The organism is Nostoc sp. DedSLP04 (assembly GCF_034530775.1).
Lineage (GTDB): Bacteria > Cyanobacteriota > Cyanobacteriia > Cyanobacteriales > Nostocaceae > Nostoc.
The window spans coordinates 25,052-45,924 of sequence record NZ_JAVRCL010000033.1 but is presented as its reverse complement, the minus strand read 5'-3'; the positions used below and the strand labels follow the sequence as shown (position 1 = coordinate 45,924).

17 protein-coding genes are annotated in these 20,873 nt (G+C 40.9%); 7 read left to right on the top strand and 10 right to left on the bottom strand.

The window, feature by feature from the left end; translation table 11 throughout:
- Positions 1–56 precede the first annotated feature (56 nt).
- The gene (locus tag RMX89_RS19465) at positions 57–1,091 is read right to left on the bottom strand and encodes a terpene synthase family protein (RefSeq protein ID WP_322690094.1); all 1,035 of its coding nucleotides are present in this window, start codon (positions 1,089–1,091) and stop codon (positions 57–59) included.
- Positions 1,092–1,855: 764 nt separating this feature from the next.
- Between RMX89_RS19465 and RMX89_RS19460 the strand changes: the two genes are divergently transcribed.
- From RMX89_RS19460 to RMX89_RS19445, 4 genes are all read left to right on the top strand, one after another.
- Entirely contained in the window at positions 1,856–3,175 is a 1,320-nt protein-coding gene (locus tag RMX89_RS19460; protein ID WP_322690093.1) for a response regulator, read from the top strand.
- 42 nt (positions 3,176–3,217) lie between these two features.
- Complete coding sequence (locus tag RMX89_RS19455) at positions 3,218–3,346, top strand: hypothetical protein (RefSeq protein ID WP_322690092.1); 129 nt, start codon at positions 3,218–3,220, stop codon at positions 3,344–3,346.
- Between the two features lie 250 nt (positions 3,347–3,596).
- Positions 3,597–4,139, top strand: a complete 543-nt coding sequence (locus RMX89_RS19450; protein ID WP_322684909.1) for a methanogen output domain 1-containing protein — start codon at positions 3,597–3,599, stop codon at positions 4,137–4,139.
- Between the two features lie 86 nt (positions 4,140–4,225).
- Positions 4,226–5,617 carry an ATP-binding protein gene (locus RMX89_RS19445; RefSeq protein WP_322690091.1) on the top strand — a complete coding sequence of 464 codons (1,392 nt, stop codon included), beginning with the start codon at positions 4,226–4,228 and terminating at the stop codon, positions 5,615–5,617.
- An 85-nt stretch (positions 5,618–5,702) separates the two neighbouring features.
- Here RMX89_RS19445 and RMX89_RS19440 read toward each other — a convergent pair whose 3' ends face one another.
- The 4 genes from RMX89_RS19440 to RMX89_RS19425 all read right to left on the bottom strand — a co-directional run bounded on the left by RMX89_RS19440 (position 5,703) and on the right by RMX89_RS19425 (position 10,107).
- Positions 5,703–7,307 carry an NAD(P)H-quinone oxidoreductase subunit N gene (locus RMX89_RS19440; protein WP_322690090.1) on the bottom strand — a complete coding sequence of 535 codons (1,605 nt, stop codon included), beginning with the start codon at positions 7,305–7,307 and terminating at the stop codon, positions 5,703–5,705.
- Positions 7,308–7,636: 329 nt separating this feature from the next.
- The gene (locus tag RMX89_RS19435; RefSeq protein ID WP_322690089.1) at positions 7,637–7,909 is read right to left on the bottom strand and encodes a hypothetical protein; all 273 of its coding nucleotides are present in this window, start codon (positions 7,907–7,909) and stop codon (positions 7,637–7,639) included.
- A gap of 78 nt (positions 7,910–7,987) precedes the next feature.
- Positions 7,988–9,049 carry a WD40 repeat domain-containing protein gene (locus tag RMX89_RS19430; protein ID WP_322690088.1) on the bottom strand — a complete coding sequence of 354 codons (1,062 nt, stop codon included), beginning with the start codon at positions 9,047–9,049 and terminating at the stop codon, positions 7,988–7,990.
- Between the two features lie 86 nt (positions 9,050–9,135).
- On the bottom strand, positions 9,136–10,107 hold the full coding sequence (locus RMX89_RS19425; protein ID WP_322690087.1) for a GTP-binding protein: 972 nt from the start codon (positions 10,105–10,107) through the stop codon (positions 9,136–9,138).
- A 306-nt stretch (positions 10,108–10,413) separates the two neighbouring features.
- Between RMX89_RS19425 and RMX89_RS19420 the strand changes: the two genes are divergently transcribed.
- On the top strand, positions 10,414–11,763 hold the full coding sequence (locus RMX89_RS19420) for a HEAT repeat domain-containing protein (protein WP_322690086.1): 1,350 nt from the start codon (positions 10,414–10,416) through the stop codon (positions 11,761–11,763).
- A gap of 80 nt (positions 11,764–11,843) precedes the next feature.
- On the opposite strand, the gene RMX89_RS19415 is transcribed toward RMX89_RS19420, so the two are convergent.
- The 5 genes from RMX89_RS19415 to prfC form a co-directional block, all read right to left on the bottom strand.
- Positions 11,844–12,746, bottom strand: coding sequence for an alpha/beta hydrolase (locus RMX89_RS19415; RefSeq protein ID WP_322690085.1), 903 nt, complete (start codon positions 12,744–12,746; stop codon positions 11,844–11,846).
- Between the two features lie 89 nt (positions 12,747–12,835).
- Positions 12,836–13,276 (bottom strand): SufE family protein, encoded by a 441-nt coding sequence (locus tag RMX89_RS19410; RefSeq protein ID WP_322690084.1) that lies wholly within the window; start codon positions 13,274–13,276, stop codon positions 12,836–12,838.
- Between the two features lie 456 nt (positions 13,277–13,732).
- Complete coding sequence (locus RMX89_RS19405; RefSeq protein WP_322671990.1) at positions 13,733–14,239, bottom strand: RNA-binding protein; 507 nt, start codon at positions 14,237–14,239, stop codon at positions 13,733–13,735.
- A 695-nt stretch (positions 14,240–14,934) separates the two neighbouring features.
- On the bottom strand, positions 14,935–17,208 hold the full coding sequence (locus tag RMX89_RS19400; RefSeq protein WP_322690083.1) for a M48 family metalloprotease: 2,274 nt from the start codon (positions 17,206–17,208) through the stop codon (positions 14,935–14,937).
- A gap of 109 nt (positions 17,209–17,317) precedes the next feature.
- Complete coding sequence (gene prfC, locus RMX89_RS19395; RefSeq protein WP_322690082.1) at positions 17,318–18,943, bottom strand: peptide chain release factor 3; 1,626 nt, start codon at positions 18,941–18,943, stop codon at positions 17,318–17,320.
- A gap of 124 nt (positions 18,944–19,067) precedes the next feature.
- On the opposite strand from prfC, the gene RMX89_RS19390 reads away from it, so the two are divergent.
- Complete coding sequence (locus RMX89_RS19390) at positions 19,068–19,427, top strand: DUF4870 domain-containing protein (protein WP_322640530.1); 360 nt, start codon at positions 19,068–19,070, stop codon at positions 19,425–19,427.
- Positions 19,428–19,826: 399 nt separating this feature from the next.
- Positions 19,827–20,807 carry a porphobilinogen synthase gene (hemB, locus tag RMX89_RS19385; protein WP_322690081.1) on the top strand — a complete coding sequence of 327 codons (981 nt, stop codon included), beginning with the start codon at positions 19,827–19,829 and terminating at the stop codon, positions 20,805–20,807.
- Positions 20,808–20,873 lie beyond the last annotated feature (66 nt).

Here is a 20,873-nt window from a genome sequence, read left to right as displayed (position 1 = left end):
TATAAAAATCGTTGGGAGCATCGTGAAAAATATTCGTTGAGATAGTATAGTTTTCCTTATGATGGTAGTAAAACTTTCATGTTTGAAAGTAATTGCATATTGCTTTGAGATTTATCTAACTCCAACGTTTCTACTAACTCTAGCCTTTCTATAGTTTGATAGCGATCGGAATTAAAATACCAATCTAGATTGCCCCGTATCCAGGCATACATTCCTGAAATATACTTTGTAAGTTCAGCATCTACTTCTTCTCCAAAAGATGGCAGACATGCTTCTAGTTCGATCAGTTCTCGTACTTCTCGGTCGTGGATATCGACTGCACGCTTAATCGCTATTTCTAGAGGTAGTTGCTGTTGATAGTACAATACTAATACTAGATTGTGAACATCACCACTTGCCATTTCTCTAGAATACGAAAAGATATCATTACACCAGGCAAGAATATTAATTGTCTTCTCTTTGAGTTTTTTGAAAATCTCGTGCTGTCGTAAAATATCAGGAATCAGCAATTGATCGCAAAATTCAATCAATACTACGGTAAGATCCCCCGCCGAACTTAAGTTTCGTATTCTGATATAAGTATCAATATCCGGTATTATTTCCTGTGCGCGGTTACTTGCTTCCTGTACACATCCAGCGAAGTATTCCTCAAAGCTAAAAACAAAGTGATCGAACCATTTTATGCTCCCTATTTGGAGCATCCGTTGTCGTAGGTCACTTAAAGCATAGCTAAGGTGTATATCGTTGCTTGTAAGTTCTGCTCCATTTAGTACTTCAATAAATCTTTGATGAAAAAGTTTAAGTGCTTCAGGTTGTTGGCCTAAATCTGACATATCACATTGGTCATCCCAAATAAACAGCCAACTGAACAAGTCACTGGCAATCTTTATTTTTTCCAGATTGCAGTAAGGATAAGCACCTGCTACGAGCTTGAAAAAATTTGACTTGGTGAAACGTCGATAAACTGATTCATTTGCCAGTAGGTTAAAGCAAGTTACCCATTCAAGAGCATACTCTTCTAAAACATCAATATGCTTATTGATATGGGATGAAAATGGACAGTATAAATCGGAGGAAAGTAGTTCCTTCATGGTAATTATTAGTTAGAAGTTCATAAGTCCTGAATATGAATTACAGAAGAAAAAATCAATAGACTTATAAAAAGCCTATGACAAATTTTTGAAAAGAACTTACTGTAACACCACATGTTCTACAGTGTGTAAATTATATTTACGTCACTGCTAGTGGTATGTAAATCTATGTGAATATTTGCAAACTTAATTTGTGATGTTTTTAACAAACATAGTTGTAACTATAGCGTAATTATATGTAATTAGATTTTTTGTAACAAAAAGTTACATAGAAAAATACTCATAATAGGCACTATTTAGGACTTACGCACTGAAGCCTGAAACCTAGATCCCCCCTAGCCCCCCTTAAAAAGGGGGGAACTTCTAAAGCCCCTTTTTAATGGGGTTGGGGGATCTGGGTGGGTAAGTCCTGTATTGACTAAATGAAACAATTAACTTATAACATCAACAATTTTTTTCTGAGCTAGCAAGCCACTAATTTTATAAAAAGACAAGGGTAATAATGACTAATTTATGAGTTATGGCCTTCCGAAAGGAAGATATTTATATCTACTGAAATGAAGATTGGTGGTTAATGTTCCTTAGTAGCCATCGCCCCAACGCAAAGCTATAGGCAATTTAGCGTGAAAATGTTGCTGTTATCAGAGTTTTTGGGAACTATAGGGTTGTCAGACGATAAATTGGCAGCCTGTCTACCAAGAAAATAGAGGGGAATTAGCTGCGATCGCAGAGCAAATAAGAAGAAATTAAATTAATTTAAATATATGAATGAAAAATCAGAAATAAAAATGCTTTATACCCCAGAAGATAGTTTAATTTTAGTGGTAGATGATACTACCACTAATTTAGAAATTGTCTTTAACATATTAAGTAATGCAGGCTTTAAAGTTCTTACAGAAAATGATGGAGAAAAAGCGCTGAAGCAGGTTGAGTTCCAACTTCCCGATTTAATTTTATTAGATGTGATGATGCCAGGAATAGATGGATTTGAAACTTGCAAAAGACTAAAAGAAAATTCAGCTACTTGTGATATACCCGTAATTTTTATGACAGCTAATTCTGATACTCATAGTAAGGTAAAGGGTCTAAATATAGGGGCAGTTGATTATATCACAAAACCCTTTCATGAAGAAGAATTATTAGCTAGAATAAAAACCCATCTTCAATTACGAAATCTCACAAAAACTTTAGAAAAACGAGTTTTAGAAAGGACATCAGCATTATCTAGGGCATTAAAAGACCTACAAGAGTCTCAACTTCAGCTTGTACAGACGGAAAAAATGTCTGCTCTTGGTCAATTAGTAGCAGGAGTTGCTCATGAAATTAATAATCCAGTTGGTTTTATTCATGGCAATCTTGGACACGCTTCAGTATATTTCCAAAACATGATTAGCATTATTGATCTTTATCAGGAGCACTATCCTAATCCAGTTCCAGAAATTCAAGAGGAAATTGCAGCGATAGATTTGAAGTATATACTTGCCGATCTACCTAATTTAATTTCCTCAATGAAAGAGGGAATTCAGCGCATTCGCAACATTAGTACCAGCTTGAGAACCTTTTCTCGAGCAGATAGCGATCGCAAAGTGTATTGCAACATTCATGATGGTATAGACAGTACAATTATGATTCTAAAACACCGTTTAAAAGCATCCGAAGATCGACCCGATATTCAAGTAATTAGAGATTACGATATATTGCCAGAATTAGAATGTTTTATCGGACAACTAAATCAAGTATTTATGAATTTATTAGCTAATGCTATTGATGCTTTAGAGGAGTCTAATATAGGACTTACCTATATGGAAATTGATGCAAATCCTAATCAAATTTTGATTCAAACCACTCTCACTGAAGATAAAAATTATATCTCGATTAGGATTAAAGATAATGGCGTGGGAATGTCGGCTGATGTCCAACAAAAAATCTTTGACTATTTATTCACCACCAAGCCTGTGGGTCAAGGTACAGGATTAGGCTTATCAATTGCTCGTCAGATTGTTGTCGAAAAACATGGAGGAACTCTAGAGGTAAATTCATCAATAGGGCAAGGTTCAGAATTTATCATTAAACTTCCTATTTAATAATTATAGTAAGCTACATTTATTAACATAATAAATAAATTTATGTTCAAGGCAGTAGTAGACCACAGTAACGATCCAGATTCTCTTGCAGCAGTTGAAGAAGTTCTTCAGCAATGTGCCAGTTCTCTTGCAAAAGATATACCAAAAGCTGGGATTATTTTTGCTGGCTAACCTTTTAAGACTTGATCTAATTCCCCACTCTTGAAGGAGGGTTAGAAAAAATAATGGGGACTTAACCTAGAAGAGACTATGCAAAACCGTAAACTGTCACAACGATAAGGCTCATAATTTCTTATCGACATTTTTTCATTAGAACCAAAAGCAAACATTAAATTCTCAAAATAAAAAGATTAAGTAGTTACTTTAGAGAAATTTTGGGGAACTCTATAAGTGTACTTCCAAGATTGTATTCTCAAAATTTATGATCGATGTACCCAAGGACTCAATAGCTACGCTTAATCTTTCTTTAGAACGCGACATATTTTTACGTACACTAATCAGAGAATTATCTGGTACTTTGCAGGATGTAGTGGGTTTAAAAGAAGCTTCGGGATTTATTAGCGTTGTTGGTGAAAGGATGGGAAGGCAGATTAACCAAGATTATAAATCTGCCCTGGAGATATCTAACCTTTCTCGTAGGCAGGTAGCTGATGTCTTGATTGATTTAAAAAAACGAATCCAGGGCGATTTTTATGTTATTGAGCAGAATGATGAAAAAATTGTCTTTGGCAACCGTGTTTGCCCATTTGGCGATAAAGTAATTAATCGCCCTGCCATGTGCATGATGACTTCAAACGTTTTTGGAACGATCGCAGCTAATAATCTAGGATATGCAAAAGTAGAATTGCAAGAGACAATAGCAGAAGGTAATTCTGGATGTAAAGTTATTGTTTACTTAAAACTTACAGAAGAGGCAGAAGATGCAGAAGGTCGAGAATACTTTAGGGGACTAGAATCTGTGTAAATCCTTCACTATCGAACAAAATAACTCCAGGATTAAGCTTAGTGCAGATATGTAAAGTAGAGTCAAACCGTGAAAGTAGAAGCCCCATGACTCCTGAACAATTTCTTGAATTTGCCAGAGTTTTACCAGAACCTTTACTTCTGGTAAGTGGAGAGGGTCAGCTGTTAGCTACCAATCAACCATTAGCAGATATGTTGGGGTTACGCCGTCAAGAATTGCAGGGAAAAATACTTTTTGAAATTGTAACTGAGCCTGCTAACGATATTGTAAAGTATCTGCAAGCTTGTTCAAGTAGCAGGGCAATGGTGATTGGCTCTTTGACTTTACGAAAGAATGATGGACAAACGTTAATATGTCGTAGCCAAGGAGCCGTTATTCAACCTTGGTCTCCTGAATCTTCAGCTTTAATTCTCTTACGCTTGGAAAATAGAACTCTGACCAGCAGTAATTTCGTTCTCTTGAACGAAAAAATTGATGAGTTAGCCAAAGAAATTCAGAGACGGAAACAAGCAGAGGAAGCGCTCAAGAAAGCGAATCAAGAGCTAGAAATTCGGGTCGAGGAACGTACAACTGCTTTACAAGACACACTAAATGAGCTAAAGCTTACCCAAACTCAGCTTATCCAAGCTGAGAAAATGTCTAGTTTAGGTCAGATGGTCGCTGGTATTGCTCATGAAATAAATAACCCCGTGAGTTTTATTTATGGGAACCTTCACCACGCTCATAAATACACTCAGGATTTACTGAAATTAGTCGAAGTTTATCAACAAGCTTTTCCAAATACTCTTCCAGAAATCCAACAGCAAGTAGAAGAAATAGACTTAGATTTTTTGATTCAAGATATAACCAAACTCTTCCAATCCATGAAAGTGGGAGCAGAACGCATTCAGGAAATTGTTAAATCACTACGTAATTTTTCCAGGCTGGATGAAGCAGAACTTAAGCAAGTCAATATTCATGAAGGAATTGATAGTACTTTGATGATTTTGGAGCATCGCCTGCAAGCTAGGCATGAGTACCCAGAAATCAAAGTCATCAAAAAATATAGTCAGCTACCAAATGTAACTTGCTATCCTGGTCAACTCAATCAAGTGTTTATGAATATTCTTGCTAATGCAATCGATGCACTAGAAGCATCAGCGCTCAACAGTCAATATTCAGAAGTAAATACACAAAAAACTGAAAATCAAAAACTGATAAATAATAATCCCCAAATTCAAATTAAAACTGAGCTAATCGATGAAAAATGGATAGAAGTTAGTATTGCTGATAATGGTTTGGGGATCAATGAACAAGTTCGCTCAAAGCTATTCGATCCATTTTTTACCACTAAAACTGTGGGTAAAGGTACTGGACTAGGGCTATATATAAGCTATCAAATTATAGTTGAAAAACATAACGGGCAACTTAACTGTTTTTCTGTTCCAGAAAAAGGTGCAGAATTTGTAATTAAAATACCTATTCAATCAGCCTTATAAAATTTAAGTTAAAAGATATAACAACGCCTGTATGCTAATTAGCAAACAGGCGTGTTTTTGATTACAAAATCTGGTTGAGACTCAGTTATATCTTGGCAGTAGAATCAACAGAGGATTCCGACTGACTAACCGAATCTAACTTTGGTAAAAGCAGTGGATTTTCTGCTTTTACATTAGTGTTGATTGTTGCTTGCAAAAATGCGGTATGGGAAATAGAGTTGTTAGCCAGCGTAAACAGTGGATTTGACAAAATCCCTGCTATAGAAGTGGCAATAAATGTTACCACCAACCCAACCTGCAAAGGTCTTAACCCAGGCAAATCCCAACGCACTTGGGGATAATTCTTCACCGCGTCGGACATTTCATGGGGTTCTTTTACTACCATCATCTTAACTACGCGAATGTAGTAGTAGATGGAGACGACGGTGGTAACTAAGCCCAGCAAAACTAACCAATAAAGTCCGGCTTGCCAACCAGCCCAGAATAAGTAAATCTTGCCGAAAAACCCAGCTAATGGTGGAATACCACCCAAGGAAAGCAGGGAGATACTCAACGCTAGTGTCAAGAGTGGGTCTTTCTGATATAAGCCAGAGTATTCGGCAATCTGGTCGGTTCCTGTCCGCAGTGAAAACAGAATGATGCAGGTAAAGCCGCACAGGTTCATGAACAGGTAAACCAGTAAGTAGAATATCATACTGGCGTATCCTGCCTGAGTACCAGCAATCAAGCCAATCATCACAAACCCAGCTTGGGCAATGGATGAATAAGCTAGCATCCGTTTCATGCTGGTTTGGGCTAGGGCAACTACGTTACCCAAAATCATGCTGAGAACGGCTAGAGCTGTGAAGACAAACCTCCACTCGTCAGCAACAAGGGGGAAGGCTGTTGTTAACAAGCGGATGGCTAAGGCAAAACCAGCTGCTTTGGAACCGACAGATAAAAAGGCGATGACTGGGGTGGGAGCGCCTTCGTAAACGTCTGGTGTCCACTGGTGGAAGGGTGCGGCGGAGATTTTGAAGCCAATACCCGCGATCGCAAATACCAGGGCAATCACTAAACCTAAAGATTGTCCCACTTTTGCTGTGGCAATGCCATTAGCGATCGCACTAAGTTCGGTTTGTCCTCCAGATAGTCCATACAGCAGGGATACACCGTACAAAAATATTGCTGTACTGGAAGCTCCAATTAACAAGTATTTCAGCGCCGCTTCGTTGGAGCGGGGGTCACGCTTGGTATAACCTGTCAACAAGTAAGAGGAGATACTCAGGGTTTCTAGGGAGATGAAAATCATCACCAACTCACTAGCCCCGGATAAAAACATCCCTCCCAAAGTAGCACTCAGCAAAATAGCGAGAAATTCGGCTATTGCGGTGCCACTCTGCTCAACGTAGCGAATTGACATCAGTATAGTCACAATCGCAGACAAGGCAATAATACCGCGAAAGACGATACTCAAGTCATCACTATTAAAGCCACCGGTAAAACCGATAGGATTGGGAGAGTCCCATTGAAAATATAGGGCGACAATCGAAGCAAATAAACCTGCGATCGCTAGATATCCAATCCAGCGTCCAGATGTACGCCCCAAAATCAAATCAACAATCAAAACCCCCAAGAGGGTGAGAATAACAATCCCCTCTGGCAAAATCGTTCCAGCGTTTAGCTGGGATGCAATATTAGCAAAATCCATGAGATGTATAGGTTTTGGGGATTAGACATTAAGGCTAACTCTGTTCACTCTAGCAAGTTTTCTAATCCCCGGACTAGCTCTTTTAACAAGAGCTTAACAGCTTGGGTGCAGATAGCGATTGCACCAACCTTACTACTTTACCAGCAGCTTTCTCAGTATCCAGGGATTCACTTAACAACTTTCCTACTTCGTTTTTCAGGCGTGACTTTTAGCGAATATCATCAATAATTATGCTGCAACCAGTGCAATAGTTACGTACAAAAAGCTGATAAAATTAATAAGGGCACAGCATTGCTGTGCCCTAACAATATTCATAACTCCTAACTTTATTAAAAACCGACTGATGGCAGCTTGCCTTGTAGCGACTGAAATTTAGACTGAACACAGTTGGCACAATTACAACCAACTCGATCGATTATCGGATGAGATGTTTGAATCAAGTTTGGTGTTGCCAGATCGGGAATTTGTTGTGTAGATACTACCGTCATAATTTGGGTAGCATCTACAGATTTTAGGCTGGATGCTTGTGCTGGATTGACTACCAACAGCATGGATACCAGAAATGCAGGACAGGCGAGTAAAATCAGTTTGACAATGTTCATAATTCACACAAAGATAGCTTTGCTGATACAGCATAGCTAATAAATTGCCCAGCTTCAATTTTAATTACCAAGTATTGCTTAACTACGTCCAAATCCTTGACCCCGCAAAACCTTTGACCATACAAGTAATTCGCCCTGTTCACCCCCTGCGGCCAATAACTTACCTTGGGGATGCCAAGCTAGGCTAGAAAATCCTCCAGAGACACCTGTGATAATTTGGGATACTTCTTTGGCTTGGTTCCACAAACATAACCAGCCGTCAGCAGCAGCAGAAGCCAGAAGGAAGCTTTTGGGTGCAAAGGCGATCGCATTAATCACACCCACATGATTAGTTAATACTCGTGCTTCCCAACCTAATGAATCATCCTCTAGCTTTTCCCAGACTACAATACCTTCAACGCTAGAAGATGCCAATATTGGCGCACCTACTTTGGTCATAGCTTCTGACCATGCCAATTGGCGAATTTTACCAGGGAAGCCGCGCATTACCCAAGGATCGGGGTTGTTCCATTCCAAAACGGTGACACTACGATCCATGTTGCCAGAAGCCAGGAATTTACCATCGGGCGACCAAGCCATCGCTAAACTGACAGTAGTCATATCTAAACTGTATGGTTCTTCATCCCAGTTTTGACTATGCCAAATCTTCATTCCTTTGTAACCACCAATAGCCAAATACTGCCCATCAATGCGCCAATCTATACCCAATACTGAAGAGTTGTCGAAATTCAGCGTCACGACAATTTCACGAGTCTCTGCATCCCAGACTTGGACGTAACGCCCCAAACTAAAAGCGAGTTGGTTACTGGTGTAATTCCAAGCTAGCTTGTCAACCCATGCGGGAGCATTTTCTAACGTGGCAATTAATTCAGTGTCGCGCCAAATTTTTACCTGTCCATCTTGTCCGCCAACGGCTAAAAATTTTCCATCTGGTGAAAAAGCTAGACAGTCTACTGATTTACCGTTACCAGTTTGTAAGGTTGTGAGTTCGCCATCATTCCACAAAACTACTTCTCCAGCGGCGGAAGTTGCTGCTAAAGTTTGACCTTGTGGCGACCAAGCGATCGCTGTTACATAATCTGAAAGTGTCCCCGAATAGTGTTGTTCAAATTCCTTAGATTTGCTGGTTGTGAAGTTCATAATTTTCTACAAGAGTGAGGAGTTAGAAGTTAGAAGTTAGGAATTTTTAACTCATCACTCATAACTCCTAACTCCTAACTTTTTATTTACGCTAGACAAGCGAGAAAATCTTGTTTGAGTTGGGCTGCATCAAGGTTACGACCAATAAAAACTAGTTCGTTTTTAGGAGTTTCGCTGGGTTTCCAGGGGCGATCGGGTTTGCCATCAAATATCATGTGTACTCCTTGGAATACAAATCGATTATCTTCTCCAGCAATATTTAAAATGCCTTTCATCCGAAAAATATCGGGGCCTTGAGTACGCAGTAATTCCGAAAGCCAAGCGTTTAATTTTTCTCCATCAACTGCACCTGCTTCTACTAAAGCCACAGAATAAACAGTTTCATCGTGTACGTGGGCATCTTCGCCTAAGAAATCTGGATCGATTTCTAATGCGCGTTCTAAATCAAAGGCTTTAACACCTAATAAAGCATCCATTCCGAGTTCAGAATTTTGGGTACGGTAGATTTTTGCGATCGCATTCATCGCCCGAATCCGTTTTTCTAATTCATTCAACTCTTCTGGCGCTACCAAATCTGTTTTATTAAGTAAAATTACATCAGCAAAGGCAATCTGTTCTTGTGCTTCGTCTGCATCCCAGTGCTGCGAGATGTGTTTGGCATCTACCACTGTCACCACCGCATCTAGAGACAGTTGGCTTTGTAAATCTTCATCAACAAAAAATGTTTGAATCACTGGTGCAGGGTCGGCTAATCCAGTCGTTTCAATTACTAAATGATCAAATTTATCGCGTCGCTTCATCAAATTGCCAATGATGCGAATTAAATCGCCGCGCACTGTACAACATATACAGCCATTATTCATTTCAAAAATTTCTTCATCTGCATCGATAATCAATTGATTATCAATACCCACTTCCCCAAATTCATTCACAATCACAGCAACTTTTTTGCCGTGTTCGTAGGTGAGGATGTGATTGAGTAGAGTCGTTTTTCCTGCTCCCAAATAGCCTGTAAGAACAGTAACGGGAACTGAATTGTTGATTACGTCAGCCACCATACTCTAAATTCCTCTTGTCTCACCTTATGGATAATCATTATCGCCCATGATAAATCTTTTTATATTTTTGTGCGAACTTGTTGTTATTTTGGGTTTCAGCAAAATAATCACATAATTTAATCAAAAAGCACTTTATTTTTGTGCATCTGTAATAAGTAATAAATATTCATAAGTTGGCATAGCTTGGTAGGAATATTGCATCCAAGCTAGTTTACTCTGCCATAAGTTGCAGGTTAGTAGCTTGACAATAGGAGGAAATCTATGATAATCATCACATAAAAAACTATACTTTGATGGAGAAGCGTGGTGGTTTCAAGAAACACTACCTGCTCGAAAAAGCAAGTAACTCAAACAGGTCAAGCATCTGCATCTATTCCAGTCAGCTTTTTAGTTAAATTTCAAGTAGCATTAGAAATTTCATTTTTATGCCTTTGGTTATCTATGTTGCCGATAGGCAACGTCTGGGGGCAACAGATGGAGCGCACATTGCATGTCTCAAGCTACCAAGAACCAAACCGAAACTATTGTGGCTCTGAAAGAACAGCTAGAGCAAGGCAAAGAATTGGTTCACAAGCTGTTTCTGATTTAGTTAAAGCGTTACGAAACCGGGATACAAAACTGCGTGCCGATGCTGCTCACCTGTTGGGAAGCATTGATAAAAAAGTAGCTAGTGAGGTAATTCCAAACTTAATTACCGCCTCAAAAAACGATCCAGATGCGGAAGTTCGCGTTTGTGCTGTCTCAGCTTTGATTAGCATTGCTGGCAACGACTTAAATAAATCTACCCCTGACGTGAAAGCAGTCATCCCCGTTGTCATTGCAGCACTCAAAGACAGTGATACGGAAGTGCGGTTAGCTGCGCTCATAGCTTTTCGATCTATGAGTTTTACTTATTCTAGCGATGACAACTTTAACGTCAAACTCACAAACGAACTGAAAGCAGCAATTCCCGTACTCATGGAAACACTCAAAGATGACAACGAGCAAGTGCGATCAAATGCTACTAGTGCTTTGAGTAATATGGCGAAAGATACAACATCGCTATTTCCTGTAATTATCCAAGCATTGAAAGACAAAAATGATTTGGTTCGTATAAGTGCTGCCTCTATTTTGGGAAGGGTTGGTATTTGGGAACGCAAGAGTGAAGAAGTAGTAAAAGCCGTGCCTGTACTCATCACAGCTTTAAAAGAGGATAAAAATGCAAAAGTTCGCTCAAATGCTGCCTATGCTTTGAAATTCATCGGTGAAAAAGCAGCAACCGCAGTCCCCGCACTTATTGAAGCTTTGAAAAATGATTTGGACTTTCAGGTTCGTTCAAGTGCTGCCTCTGCTTTAGAAAGCATGGGGGAAAAAGCAGCAACAGCCGTCCCGGTGCTTATTGAAGCTTTGAAGAAACTGGAGCTTAAATATAATGCAGAAGAAGCTTTGGGACGCATCGCTGAAAGCTGGCAAGATAACGCAACTAAGCTATCTAATCAAGAAGTGGATCTCGCCATATCCTACTTAGAAACGGCTTTAAATATTGCAGAAAATCCCAAGTCTGAGTATGCAAATTTACCTGGGTTTGCAGAAGGAAAAAAACGTTTGCGTCGCTCTCTTAATTTCCTCAAAAAAGAAAAAGATTCCCGCTTGTTTTCTAAAAGCCGCCCAAGGTAGGGAAGCAGTAGCTTGAACTAATTTTAATCTCGCACCAAGGCGCAAAATGATTCTTTGCGTCTTGGTATGAGGATTGAATTTTATCGAGAGAACAAAAAATCTTGAACTGCTTCTAAAACAACTGCTGGATATTCTTCATGCAGTCCTAGAGAACCGGGTATAACAACGCTTCTCACTCCTGGTAAGGCTACCAAAGCGTTCATTTCTTCTCGTGATTTGGGGGGGCTGGATTCTCCAATTACTACCATGAGCGGTACGGTTAAAGATTTTACAAGTTCCAAAAAATCAGATTGTTCGCGTACAGCATCGAGATTACCAGTTACAAAGGCAGCAGATGCAAATCGCGCTCCTGGTTGTTGAGTCGTGTGCCACTTTTTCTCAATGAAACTGGGTGTAATTTTAGCCGCGTCAGTAAAAACATGACGGCGGTACATGAAACTTAAAAAGGATGGGGTAGTGTTGAGTTTGTAGAGAACTTGACCAAGTATAGGCGATCGCACCAATTCTCTCACAATGCCAGCTATCTGTTGACTTGCCCCCATTGTTGGTAAAGGCCCACGCCAAGTAGGAGCCAACAATACAATTTTTGAGAAAGCAGCCTGTTTGACAGCTAATTGTAAAACGTATGTAGCAGCATGACCAGCCGCCACCACGGTAATGGGAGTATTAAAAATAGCTTTGACAAAATCTTCCAGAAAGTGCTGATATATTTCCGGTCGATAATTCAAACTAGGGCGAGAAGATTCACCAAATCCAGGCCAGTCTATGGCTACAACTTGAAAATTGGGAGCTAGTAACTTGGCAAGTTCGCCGACTTCCAAACGCGTCGAAACACTGCTGAAAGATGGTAGTAGCAATAACGGTGAACCTTTACCAAGGGTTTCATAAACAACGCGCAATTGCTGATTTTCCCAATTCCAGAGATATTCTTGAACTACTCCACCAAAGCCAGTAGCAGGGGTAGATAATAAATTTGTTGACATAAGACTAAATTTTGGTAGTTGTACCTTATTTGTCATTTGTCCTTTGCTAATGACCAATGACTAATGACAAATGACTAAAATAACCAAGTTTAGCTAGGCAAATCTAACTTACATTCCAATGCTTTTTTTTGCATGGTTTTAAAAATATTGTAAAATCCATTAGCACGGGAAGGTGTTAGGCTAACATTTAAACCTGTTTCTTGAATAAAATCTGGAGTAAGCTGGACAATCTCACTTGGCGTTAATCCATGTAATCCTTCAACCAGAAGCCCGACTAATCCTTTGGTTAATTGGGAGTCGGAATCGCCCTGAAATACAACTTTACCGTCATCCAAAGCTGCTGTGATATAAACTTGAGACACGCAACCAGGAACTTTATTTTCGGGTAATTTCTCAGCTTCTGGGAACTCATTGAGCTTCTGAGCATACCAGATTAGCTGTTCGTAGCGTCGTTTCGGTTCGGAAGCGCGTTGAAAGCGCTGGACAATTTTAGCGAGCGCAGGTGGCAAAGAATCTAGAATTGAGGACATAACAGAAGCTGCAAACGATCGGTATCACCTTGAGTGTAGATTATCTTGAAAGCGATCGCGCCTCTGGTTCTCTTGGCATTATCAAGCTTGCCATTACTGACTCTAATTTATCAAATCCAGCTAATTACTGCGTAGGCGCAGCCCAACCTAGGCATTGCATCCCCATCGTCCAGGTTTTTCAATGCCTCTAATTACAAAAACTTAATTTTATTCTAAATAGAAAACTATATAACTTCGTAGCATATTCTCTGCGTACCTCTGCGCTTACCTTTGCGTCCCTCTGCGTTGAAATTTCAACCCTCAATTCTCCACGATTTGACAATGCGATGCTTACGCACTTACAAAATTAGCTGCAAGTATATTTAACCAAGCAGCTAGATAATTATCAACAATAATTAAAAATTAAAAATCAAAAAAAATTCTGATTTTTAATTTTTAACTTCTCTCCCTTAACGATTAATTCGTAGTTTGTGCAGCTAGCATCTGCTTCAGCTTTTCTAATTCCGAAGCCCAACGAGGATCTGGACGAATAGCGTCTGAATCGGTGGTTGTGGTGCTGGTTTCGCGAGAACCACCGCCACCGCCGCCACGACGAGGCTTCTTAGAGCTTTTCTCACGACGGCTACCTTCTCTGTTGGGGGCAGGAGTTGGCGTACTATTATTAGCAAGAGTAACTGGTTTAGGAGCTTGCTCGTCGCCCTCTTCACCCTTTGTGCGAGGTAATGCCTTCTCTAGCTTAATGGGAGTGTCTTTGAACATCTGACCATTATACTTTTCAATAATTTCGTCAGCTTGTTCGTCATTGTTGACTGTAAGAAAACCGAAACCACGGCATTTGCCAGTTTTGCGGTCTTTAATTAATTTAGTAGTTACAGCATCACCTTCTGCTGCAAAAACGGCTTGCAGATCTTGACGATCTATTTCATCTTTAGGCAAATTACCTATATATAGGCGAACGGACATGAACTATACCTCCAGAGTTGAATGAACATGGCAAGGCAAGAAAACAATCACTTAGCTTTGGCTTTTAAATAGATGCTATTGACCAAGACTGCCATAAACCAATTTTTTTGCTCGAAACTGTCAACTTATACAACAATACAGTTTTTCGTCGGGATCAAGCTTGTTTAATCCAAAGGCTCACACTAATGGTGAGTTAATAACACCTTAATTCTAAGAATTGTAAATTTAATAGCCTATTGCCTGCTAAAGTACACGCTTTCTTCTATGCCCTTTTTCGCAGAATCAAATACCATTCCTTACATTACCACGGTATTTTCTACGTAGCTAGTTTAGCGCCTACATTTTCAGCATTACTATTACTAGATCGTAACATAAAACACATTTTTTTATGCAAGTGAGCATATTTTGAAACAAAAACCAGCCAGTGGCTGGTTAATTTGCTGCTGTGTTGGGAGGATAAAAAGGTATAGAGCGGGGAAAAAGCACCTAAATCCATAACTAAGCGCTGATACTGAGTTATGTCGGTTGCTCTTGTTTGTGTAAATAAATGTAACATTTGTTAAGGAAATCTGCAACTTTTCTTTACATTTCGATTTGTCGTTTGTCTTTTGTCCTTTGTCCTTTGTCCTTTGTTGATAACCAATGACTAATGACCAATAACTAATGACTAATGACCAATGACTAATGACCAATGACTAACCAGTTAAAAAGACGTATGCGCCCCAAGCCTGTGCTGCAACAGCCAAAAAAGTAGACCAAATAGGATGAGGGCTATGAATGGTTTTACCACTTTGAGTTTCTAGGGTTTGGATATCGATCCAAGGTGTTGCTCCTCGCCGGAACCAACCTGTGACGATAATTTGCCGCCCGATTAGATCCTGGTGATTGACTGACTGTCCTAGCCAAGAAATGTGGTGCAATTTCACCAAACCTGCGCTGGATTGCAAGATTAAATCTTGCGCTAGGGTGTTACTAGTGCCTTGACGACCTAATAATTTACCCACAAGACGCACGCTGACGCTATCAATAGGTAAGGCAGAAGGGTCAGCTAACAGGTTGGGTAAGCTGTCGTCAGTTTGTACGGTGGCAGGTTTAATATCGGGGAAGAAAGAATTAATCCGCATCACAGTACCGATGCTAAAGCCAATCAGAAGGCAGCCTGTAATGAAAGACCAATCTTCATATATCCACTTTAGATTCAAAAACTTGAGTGTGAATGCTAGTTGCCAGGTTAGCCAGACGAAAGCTGCAAATAGAACCCCTAGAGGAATTCCCAACCAGGGAGCGACTTGTAATAGAAAAGACTGACGCTTAACCTTTGATGGAACGCTAGCAAAATGTAGTTCGGTGTCTAGATGCCAGTGACGGGCTATTTGACAGAGGCGTTCGATGCGATCGCCCATTAAAGGATGGCTATTATTAATCGTAAACCATCGGCGATAGGGATTGGCCGTATCCCACTTTAAAAAGGATTCAAAAGATAGATTACTGGCAATAGTGCCCAAAGATAAACTCTGTTGGTAGCTGACTGGTGTTAAAAGATTTAAGCTTTCCAGTTGCCAACTGGTGTGTTCTTGTTTTTGGATATCAGCGGCGATGCCAATGGCAATTTTGAGTAAAGCGCGAATCAGGGCATTAGGATTACCAGTAATTTCAGCGGCGACGCGATCGCTATAATAAAGCCGCAACCGCGACAACCACAATCCAGTTCCAGTCAGCAAACACCAAATTCCATAAATTAGACTTGCCAGAATTGTCACTGGCCAACGCCAAATTTTCGCTGATATTTTGTCTCCCAACTCCGACACTTGCTGATATAGCTTGTGAGTTGGTAGTGTAACCAACAGCAACAAAGACATTACAGCAAAATCCCAGTGAGCAATATGCCCTAGCTGCGTGGCGTAAATAATGGCGATTTCATCATCTGCCAGCTGCTCTAATAGCCCTTGACTCACAACAATCCTGGCATTACGTGGTAAACTACCATAAGTCAGAATAATTGGTGCAGCCGTTGGTAAAATCCGCAGTTTGGGTAACGGCCAGTGCCGCTGCTGGCAACAACGTTGTAGCACCCGAACAGCTTCGCGGCTATGAGTATTCAATACATCTTTCGGAAATTCTCGCTGGCCATACAGGTTCGTCAGTAGCAAATCCAGCAACCAAGGTGATACCCCGATTAAAATCACCAATGCGATCAGCAACAGTTGAGTAGGATCTTGGTATAAAAACTGTATTGGCTCCAGATAAGGTAGTTTGACTAAAGTTTGGTTGATGAATCCCAATGCCAACTTGAGGATTTCTCGTATTACCCAAAACAGGGCGATAAATGTCCCTGCCGATAGTAGCCGCAAGGGAATTAATTTTGGTTTACGTAATGGTTGCCATGCTTTGGCGCGTTGTGCTTGCCGCCAATAAATAACGCCGAATAATTTGGCTTGGGTGCGGGTAACAGAACCCATGAAGCCGCTTAGGGGTGTAGCTGGTGGCGGCGGTGGTGGCGGTGTCGCTAATGTAGCTTTGAGTCTAGCTAGTGGCACCATTGGCGGGATGTCGTCGCTTTTGGTTTCTATGACTCGATCGTTCGGTTTTTCCTCTGATGTAGGAGTTTCCGGGGGAGTAATGGGGGTTGAATCTGCTGGCGTTGAATTCTCAAAGGGAACAAATCCAGTTTCGACTTTTTTTGATTCTCGATCGGATTTTTTACGTTTTGTCAGGTGTTCGAGAGCGCGTGTTGCCCACTCTTGAACTTGCGGATTGTTACTCTCAATGAGATTCTGGGAAATAGCGATCGCATTGGCAACTTCGCCAGTGCGAGCATAAGCCATCACTAAACCAACCTGAGCTTGTAAGCTAGCAGTCCCATTATGGCTGCTAGCAATAGGTTCTAGTTGAGCGATCGCTGTTTGGTAATTTCCCTGCTTGAGGGCAACTAAACCAGCCTCCAAAGATGGTTTGGCATGTGAAGGCATACAAATTCTGGCACTCCAATCTCTTCTAAATGATCCACGTTTGTGCAAAAGCGCGAACCTCGGATGCCGTGGAAATCAACCGCGCCCAGTTAGAGCCACATCAAGTGAATTATTCCACTGGTTGTTGACTAGAAAATACTGGAGCGATCGCGCTTAATTTTAACTCTGGATGGTCGCCCAATAACTGTTGACAATTCCATTCATTGCGGAATAGCAACACTGGTCGTCCCATACTGTCTTTAACTGTAGTGGTATTGAATATTCGTCCCACTTTTTCTAATGCTTCCCAACCACCCTCAACCCAACGGGCGACACTGTAGGGCAATAAATCTAATATGGTTTCTACACCATACTCATTTTGTAAACGAAACTGTACTACCTCGAATTGCAACTGACCCACCGCCGCCAAAATTGGATCGCGCTTGGCTTCATCAGTTGAATACATAATTTGCACAGCACCTTCTTCTCGCAATTCCGCAACGCCTTTTTGGAATTGTTTAGATTTCGAGGGGTTGGGATTCCTCAAAGATGCAAACAGTTCCGGCGAGAAATACGGAATCCCCTCATATTCGAGCTTTTGTCCCGTGTAAATTGTATCCCCGATCGCAAAAACACCAGGATTGTTCAAACCGATCACATCGCCAGGATAAGCCACATCAATCGATTCTCGCTCTTGAGCAAAAAGTTTTTGCGGGCGAGATAGACGGATGAGTTTACCAATGCGGGCGTGATTCACCATCATATCTTTTTCAAACTTACCAGTGCAAACCCGGATAAATGCAACGCGATCGCGGTGTTTCGGGTCCATATTCGCTTGCAGTTTGAAGACAAACCCCGAAAATTCCGGGTATGTAGGGGGAACTTCACCAACACTGCTGATATGAGAACCGGGTTTGAGGGCATAGTCGAGGAAATACTTGAGGAATAACTCTACCCCGAAGTTAGTCATGGCGCTACCAAAAAACACAGGCGTCATTTTGCCTTCGTGTATCAACTGCAAATCTAGCTCTGGGCCAACTCCTTCTAACAGTTCCAGATCGTTTTTCAGTTGATAGTACAGATTTTGTTCTAGCTGTTCTTCTATTCTCGGATCGCCTAACTCCACTATTGTATCGCGGGCTTCTCGGCTGCCGTGGGCGCTGCGTTCAAACAAGTGTATTTGTTGTTTGTGTCGGTCAAAAACACCTTTAAAGCGATCGCCCATCCCAATCGGCCAGTTGACTGCATAGGTTTGCAATCCCAATTCTTGCTCAATTTCATCCAACAATTCCAGAGGTTCCCTTCCGGGGCGATCGAGCTTGTTGATAAATGTAAAAATTGGGATACCCCGCAACTTACACACTTCAAACAATTTGCGGGTTTGCGGTTCTAAACCCTTTGCCGCATCAATTAACATCACTGCATTATCGGCAGCAGCAAGGGTGCGATAAGTATCTTCACTGAAATCTTGGTGTCCGGGAGTGTCCAATAAATTGATTTGACAATTCTGGTATTCAAATTGCAACACTGTGGAAGTAATGGAAATACCCCGTTGTTGCTCCATCGCCATCCAGTCAGAGGTAGCCTTACGCTGTGCCCGTCGCGCTTTGACTGCCCCAGCTTCGTGAATTGCACCCCCGTACAGGAGTAGCTTTTCAGTTAGTGTAGTTTTACCAGCATCAGGGTGAGATATAATCGCAAAGTTGCGGCGAAGTTCGACTGCTTGAATAAGTTCAGACTGAAGTTCAGTAGACATAAATGTATTTGTTTGTTAGCTAGCTTAATTTTTTTTGACTCTGGTAAGTCTTTTAATCTTAAGACAACGATGCTCATGATAGGGTCGTAGTATAACCAACAATCTGACTAAATAGGAGAAAGCAATGTACGACACAGACAAGCGAAAGCTTCTATCTGCTTTGTCTCATGGAGCTATTTTTTTCAGCACAACATTGGTATCTGTAGGCATACCTATCGCCATACTGCTCGTATCTGACGATCCTGTTGTTAAAGAAAACGCCAAAGAATCCATCAATTTCCACTTTAATGTCTGGTTTTATGGTGCAATTCTGGGAGCGCTGTTTTTTCTATTCGGTTGGTTAGTATTACCTCTATTATTGCTGGGTCCACTAGCTGGTCTGGGATATCTATTACACTGGGGATTAACAATTTGGGCGCTCATCGGAGTTTTTAGCAATCCTGATATACCCTTCCGTTATCCCTATATTTTCCGAGTTTTTTAGCATAGATTATGGGCATTGGGCATTGGTAATTGTCAGTTATTTGCTACCAAATACAAAATTTAATTAATTCGTAGCGAATTCTCTGCGTGCCTCTGCGTTTCTCTCTGCGCCACTTTGCGTTTAAATCTCAACCCTCAATTCCCCACAATTTTGCCAACAGACAACAGACAGTCTTATCATTTTGAATTTTGAATTGCTTCATAATGTTGTTTTTTTTCCAGTCCGTCGGATAGGTGCAATCAAGCTGTAGAATACAAAATTGCCCTACAACTTGATTAAGAGTAGGGCAAAGGACAGTTAAGCACTGTTTGTAGTCTGTCTGACGGCAGGAAAATTTTAGCCTGCTTTTGTGACGCTTTGTTTTGTGTCTATTTGCGTTGTTTTTCTTGATAAAATTTTATGTTTCCTACACATCGCCCCCGTCGTCTGCGTACTCATCCCCAACTGCGCCGGTTGGTTCGTGAAACTGTTTTAACAACAAGTGATTTAATCTACCCACTATTTGCTGTACCGGGTGAGGGAATCGCTAATGAGGTGAAATCGATGCCCGGAGTCTACCAACTTTCGGTAGATAAAATTGTTGAAGAAGCAAAAGAAGTTTACGACTTAGGAATTCCTTCTATTATTCTATTTGGTATTCCAGCTGATAAAGATGTGGATGCCACTGGCGCTTGGCATGATTGCGGTATCGTCCAGAAAGCGGCGACGGCAGTAAAAGCAGCAGTGCCAGATTTGGTTGTAATTGCTGATACTTGTTTGTGTGAGTATACCAGTCACGGTCATTGTGGTTATTTACAAACTGGTGATTTAACAGGACGAGTTTTAAACGATCCAACTCTGGAATTGTTGAAGAAAACGGCAGTTTCTCAAGCGAAAGCTGGTGCTGATATCATCGCGCCTTCGGGAATGATGGATGGGTTTGTGCAAGCAATTCGTCAGGGTTTGGATGAAGCAGGATTTCAAGATACGCCAATCTTGTCTTATGCTGCTAAGTATGCTTCGGGTTATTATGGCCCATTTCGGGATGCAGCAGACTCGACACCACAATTTGGGGACAGAAGAACTTACCAAATGGACCCAGGTAACGCCCGCGAAGCGATTAAAGAGATTGAATTAGATATCGCTGAAGGTGCTGATATGCTCATGGTTAAGCCAGCCTTGGCATACATGGATATTATTTGGCGCGTCAAGGAAGCAAGTAACTTGCCAGTTGCCGCTTACAATGTTTCTGGTGAGTATGCGATGGTGAAAGCTGCGGCTCTCAATGGTTGGATTGATGAAGAGCGGGTGGTTATGGAAACTTTAATTGGGTTTAAACGCGCTGGTGCAGATTTGATTTTGACTTATCATGCCAAAGATGCGGCGAGATGGTTAAAGTAGGCTAGGCATATTGAATACTAATTTAGTGGGAAATCTCACGCAGAGGGGCGAAGACGCAGAGTTGTG

Coding starts and splice junctions, on each gene's coding strand:
- RMX89_RS19455 (WP_322690092.1), top strand. CDS start 3,218: ATGTTCAAGGCAGTAGTAGACCACAGTAACGATCCAGATTCTCTTGCA.
- RMX89_RS19410 (WP_322690084.1), bottom strand. CDS start 13,276: ATGTCCTCAATTCTAGATTCTTTGCCACCTGCGCTCGCTAAAATTGTC.
- RMX89_RS19435 (WP_322690089.1), bottom strand. CDS start 7,909: ATGAACATTGTCAAACTGATTTTACTCGCCTGTCCTGCATTTCTGGTA.
- RMX89_RS19390 (WP_322640530.1), top strand. CDS start 19,068: ATGTACGACACAGACAAGCGAAAGCTTCTATCTGCTTTGTCTCATGGA.
- RMX89_RS19450 (WP_322684909.1), top strand. CDS start 3,597: ATGATCGATGTACCCAAGGACTCAATAGCTACGCTTAATCTTTCTTTA.
- RMX89_RS19425 (WP_322690087.1), bottom strand. CDS start 10,107: ATGGTGGCTGACGTAATCAACAATTCAGTTCCCGTTACTGTTCTTACA.
- prfC (WP_322690082.1), bottom strand. CDS start 18,943: ATGTCTACTGAACTTCAGTCTGAACTTATTCAAGCAGTCGAACTTCGC.
- RMX89_RS19445 (WP_322690091.1), top strand. CDS start 4,226: ATGACTCCTGAACAATTTCTTGAATTTGCCAGAGTTTTACCAGAACCT.
- RMX89_RS19400 (WP_322690083.1), bottom strand. CDS start 17,208: ATGCCTTCACATGCCAAACCATCTTTGGAGGCTGGTTTAGTTGCCCTC.
- RMX89_RS19430 (WP_322690088.1), bottom strand. CDS start 9,049: ATGAACTTCACAACCAGCAAATCTAAGGAATTTGAACAACACTATTCG.
- hemB (WP_322690081.1), top strand. CDS start 19,827: ATGTTTCCTACACATCGCCCCCGTCGTCTGCGTACTCATCCCCAACTG.
- RMX89_RS19405 (WP_322671990.1), bottom strand. CDS start 14,239: ATGTCCGTTCGCCTATATATAGGTAATTTGCCTAAAGATGAAATAGAT.
- RMX89_RS19415 (WP_322690085.1), bottom strand. CDS start 12,746: ATGTCAACAAATTTATTATCTACCCCTGCTACTGGCTTTGGTGGAGTA.
- RMX89_RS19465 (WP_322690094.1), bottom strand. CDS start 1,091: ATGAAGGAACTACTTTCCTCCGATTTATACTGTCCATTTTCATCCCAT.
- RMX89_RS19460 (WP_322690093.1), top strand. CDS start 1,856: ATGAATGAAAAATCAGAAATAAAAATGCTTTATACCCCAGAAGATAGT.
- RMX89_RS19440 (WP_322690090.1), bottom strand. CDS start 7,307: ATGGATTTTGCTAATATTGCATCCCAGCTAAACGCTGGAACGATTTTG.